Origin of the sequence: Rhodococcus sp. R1101 (genome assembly GCF_000278445.1) — a bacterium.
Taxonomy (GTDB): domain Bacteria; phylum Actinomycetota; class Actinomycetes; order Mycobacteriales; family Mycobacteriaceae; genus Rhodococcus; species Rhodococcus gordoniae.
In genome coordinates this window covers 1-4,202 of sequence record NZ_AJVB01000336.1, presented here as the reverse complement: position 1 = coordinate 4,202, position 4,202 = coordinate 1, and the positions used below count along the sequence as shown (strand labels likewise).

The following is a 4,202-nucleotide window of genomic DNA, read 5'->3' as shown; positions in this document are numbered from 1 at the left end:
GCAGGTCCACCAGGTGGTCGTGCAGGAGGTTGACCTCGTCGACGTACAGCACACCCCGATGGGCGAGGGCCCAGGAGACCGGGTTCGTACTCGGCCCGGCGTTCGGACAGCGCCTTGCCGAGATGCAGCGAGCCGGTGACGCGATCCTCCGCCGCCCCGACGGGTAGTTCCACGAGCCGCACCGGCCGGAGATGCGCGGCCGCATCGGCAGGGTGAGGGCCGTCCGGACAGGACGGATCGGGTGCGGTCGGATCGCACGAGAATCGGCATCCCTCGACGACGGTGACCGGCGGCAACAGTGCGGCGTGCGCACGCACCGTCGTCGATTTCGCGGTGCCCTTCTCGCCGCGTACCAGCACACCGCCGATCGACGGCGACACCGCACACAGGGTCAGGGCCAGCGCGAGGTCGTCGGAACCGACCACCGCACCGAACGGATACACGTGCACTTCGACCTCCACAGGCTCCCGCTGGGATGTTCTCCACGGCAAGCAGTTCGAAGGCCGGTATTCGGACTTCCCGGTCGGACGCCGTGCGATCGCCTTCCCGGACGTGTGGTCCAGTGGCTGCGCGTACGCGCATGATCGACGACTCCCGGGTCACCGCAGCGGGCCTGTGCCGGATTCTCACCGGCTTCCCGATTATCCCCGTGAGGGGCACCTTCGATTGTCTTGCCGCGGCCGAGTGTAGCCGCAGGCCGTCGGTTAGGGTTCACCGCCATGGGTTCACGCATCACCGTCGTCGGTATCGGGGCGGAGGGGTGGCCGGGCGTGCCCTCGGCCGTCCGGGAACGAATACTCGCCGCCGACGTTCTGCTCGGCGGCCGGCGGCACCTCGACCTGGTCCCCGCCGGGCGTGCGATGCGCGAGCAGTGGCCGTCGCCGCTGCTGCCGGGCCTCGACGATCTCCTCGAGCGGCACGCAGGCAGGGATGTCGTCGCCCTCGCGTCGGGCGATCCGCTGGTCTCCGGGATCGGCACCACCCTGATCCGTCGACTGGGCCGCGACGCCGTGCGGGTGATCCCCGCCGTGTCCTCGGTGGCGCTCGCCCGCGCCCGCATGGGCTGGTCTGCGGAGGAATGTGAGACGGTCACCGTGGTGGGACGCGAGATCGACTCACTGCGAAGGTTTCTCACCCGCGGCCGGCGGCTCGTGGTTCTCGTCGACGGAGCGCGGGTGCCGGACGTCGCGGCGCTGCTGTCCGACAGCGGGTTCGGCAACTCCCGTGTCTCGGTGCTGTCGAATCTCGGAGCGGATGCAGAATCCCGGATCGATTCGACAGCAGACGATCTCGTGAACGCATCGGTTCCGTCGTTGAGTCTGCTGTGCATCGAGGCCGACGGTTCCGCAGGGCTGTCGGCAGCGCCCGGTCTCGCCGACGAGCTGTTCGAACACGACGGCCAGCTCAGCAAGCGGACCGTGCGTCTCGCCGCGGTGTGTGCTCTCGCGCCGCGTCCGGGGGAGCTGCTGTGGGACGTCGGTGCCGGTGCCGGTTCCGTCGGAATCGAATGGGCACGCACCGATCCCCGTTGCCGCACGATCTCGGTGGAGAGCAATGCGGGTCGCGCCGACGCGATCGAACGCAATGCCGCCGCGTTGGGTGTGCCGTCCGCCGTCCGCGTCGTCCGCGGGCCCGCCCCTGCTGCGCTCGCCGGTCTCGAAGCACCCGACGCGATCTTCGTCGGCGGGGGAGGAAGCCGCGACGGCGTGCTCGACGCGTGCTGGGACGCACTGACTCCCGGCGGACGGCTCGTCGCGCACGCGGTGACCCTGGAGACCGAGGCCGTCCTGGTGCGGTGGTGGAAGGTGCACGGCGGTGAACTCGTGCGCCTGTCCGTCGAACACGCCGATCCGATCGGAACATTCACCGGCTGGCGCGCGCAACGGCCCGTGGTGCAATGGAGTGCAGTGAAAGGTGAACGATGACAGTCCATTTCGTAGGCTCCGGACCGGGAGCGGCAGACCTGCTCACGCTACGAGCGGTGAACCTGCTCCGCGAGGTCCCGGTCGTTCTGTACGCCGGTACCTATCTCGATGCCGAGACCCTCTCGCACTGCCGTGACGACGCCGAACTGATCGACACGCAACATCTGGACCTCGACGAGATCACCGCCCACCTCGTCGACGCACACCGGCGCGGGCTCGATGCGGTGCGACTGTGCTCCGGCGACCCGTCACTGTACTCCGCGCTCACCGAACAGACGCGACGACTCGACGCCGCAGGTGTGCCCTGGAACGTGACGCCCGGTGTTCCGGCCTACGCCGCGGCGGCCGCGGCGCTCGGTACCGAACTGACCGTCCCCGAACTCGTACAGACGGTCGTGCTGACCCGCACCCAGGCCCGCTCCACCGCCATGCCCGACACCGAGGCGCTCGCACGGGTCGCCGGGCTCCGGGCAAGTCTCGTCCTGCACCTGGCGATCACGCGCATCCGCGTCCTCGCCGAGGAACTCACGGTGGAGTACGGTGCCGACTGCCCCGTCGCGGTGGTCGCGTTCGCATCACGCCCGAACCAGATCGTGCTGCGCGGCACCCTCGCGGACATCGCCGACAGTGTCGAGGCAGCGGGGCTGAAGCACACCGCGGTGATCGTCGTCGGACGGGCACTCGGGGTACGGGAGCAACCCGACGTCGCCTGCTCGCACCTCTACGACCCCGCCCGCGAACGCCACGGACTCGGATAGCGTTTCATCCTCGCGCACCGAAGCGGGGTTCGCCACGGTTGCAGCAGGGGCGAACCCCGTTTCGGAGAGCGAACCTGTCGACGATCCGGGGTGGACACCGCACGTCACGCGGTGGTGGACGATTCCGGAATCCGAACGTCGACCGACCGTTTCGTCCACACGGCACCGGTCGACGTCACCGACGTACCCGCCGCGCCGACGATGAGCAGGCACTTCATGTCGACGCTCGCCGGATCCAGTTTCTCGAGCGTCGTGACCTCGAGCGACTCGCCGGGCCGTCCCACATCGCACCCGATCACGACGACGGTATCGGCCGGACGATGTTTCAGCAGTACCGCTTTCGCATCGGCGACCTGCGTGGTGCGCGAGCGCGACGCCGGGTTGTAGATACCCAGGACGAGATCGGCCTCGGCGACCGCCGCCAGTCGTTTCTCGATCACGTTCCACGGCTTGAGGCGATCCGACAGGCTCATCACCGCGAAGTCACCACCGATCGGGGCGCCGGCCCGCGCTGCCACGGCCTGCACCGCGGAGACACCCGGCAGGACGCGAATGGGTACGGACGCGTACTTCTCGTCCTGCGCGGCCTCGAAGACCGCCGACGCCATGCCGAACACTCCGGCGTCACCACCGGAGACCACGGCGACCTTCTCGCCGGACAGGGCGAGATCGAGCGCGAATCGCGCGCGGTCCACCTCCACGGTGTTGCCACTCGAATGCCGGTGCAGCCCGGTGCGAACCGGAACGCGGTCGACGTACGGTCCGTAGCCGACGACGTGATCGACCTGTGTGAGCGCGTCCGCCGCTTCGGGTGTCAGCCACTTCTCGTCGGCCGGTCCCAGCCCGACGACGAGCAACTCGTTCGTCACATCCGCTTCCGGCGACTCCACGGCGACCGGCCGGGACCGGTCGCCGATCTCGCGGTTCTTCGGCGCACGGTCACCGGCGGTGAGGATCACCGAGAAGTACGGCACCGCGTCCGCGTCGACCTCGGCGACCGGCAGGATGCGTTGCCGGTCCATCGATGCGCGTTCGACGTAGACCGCGTCGTCGAGTCGACCGGACTGGGCGAGCGCCTCCCGGACGGCGGGGAACGTCCTGCCCAGCTTCATGATCGCCGCACCGTCGGTGTCGGCGAGCCGACGTGCCAGCTCCGGAGTGGGAAGCGTGCCCGGCAGGATGGTGAGCACGTCGGTGCGGCGGACCATCGGCTCGGCTGCGGCAGCCGCAGCAGCGGACACCGACGTCACACCCGGTACCACCTCCGTCGGGTATCGCGGCGCGAGGCGGTCGTGCAGATACATGTACGAGCCGTAGAACAACGGGTCGCCCTCGCACAGCACCACCACGGTGCGTCCCGCGTCGAGATGGGCGGCCAGCCGGGCGGCGGACTCGTCGTAGAAATCGGCGATCGCGCCGTCGTACCCGCCCGGGTGATCGGTGGTGCCCGTCGTCACCGGGTACACCAGCAGTTCCTCGATCATCCCGTCCGGGATGAGGTCGGCGGCGATCGACCGGG

The 4,202-nt window shown here is 69.4% G+C and carries 3 protein-coding genes, 1 pseudogene and 1 riboswitch; of the genes and pseudogenes, 2 read left to right on the top strand and 2 right to left on the bottom strand.

The annotated features are described in order from the left end of the window. A pseudogene (locus R1101_RS0117260) lies at nt 1-461 on the bottom strand (magnesium chelatase); the annotation flags it as partial. 23 nt (nt 462-484) lie between these two features. Next, nucleotides 485-679, bottom strand: a riboswitch (cobalamin riboswitch). Between the two features lie 40 nt (nt 680-719). On the opposite strand from R1101_RS0117260, the gene R1101_RS0117255 reads away from it, so the two are divergent. Together R1101_RS0117255 and R1101_RS0117250 are read left to right on the top strand one after the other, a co-directional pair. Further along, on the top strand, nt 720-1,925 hold the full coding sequence (locus R1101_RS0117255) for a bifunctional cobalt-precorrin-7 (C(5))-methyltransferase/cobalt-precorrin-6B (C(15))-methyltransferase (protein ID WP_016934615.1): 1,206 nt from the start codon (nt 720-722) through the stop codon (nt 1,923-1,925). Beyond that, nucleotides 1,922-2,683, top strand: coding sequence for a cobalt-precorrin-4/precorrin-4 C(11)-methyltransferase (locus tag R1101_RS0117250; RefSeq protein ID WP_026003397.1), 762 nt, complete (start codon nt 1,922-1,924; stop codon nt 2,681-2,683). Before R1101_RS0117255 ends, R1101_RS0117250 begins: the two co-directional genes overlap by 4 nt. Nucleotides 2,684-2,787: 104 nt before the next feature. Here R1101_RS0117250 and cobJ read toward each other — a convergent pair. After that, nucleotides 2,788-4,202: precorrin-3B C(17)-methyltransferase (gene cobJ, locus R1101_RS27255; RefSeq protein WP_016934613.1), on the bottom strand; the 1,415-nt coding region annotated here is incomplete at its 5' end.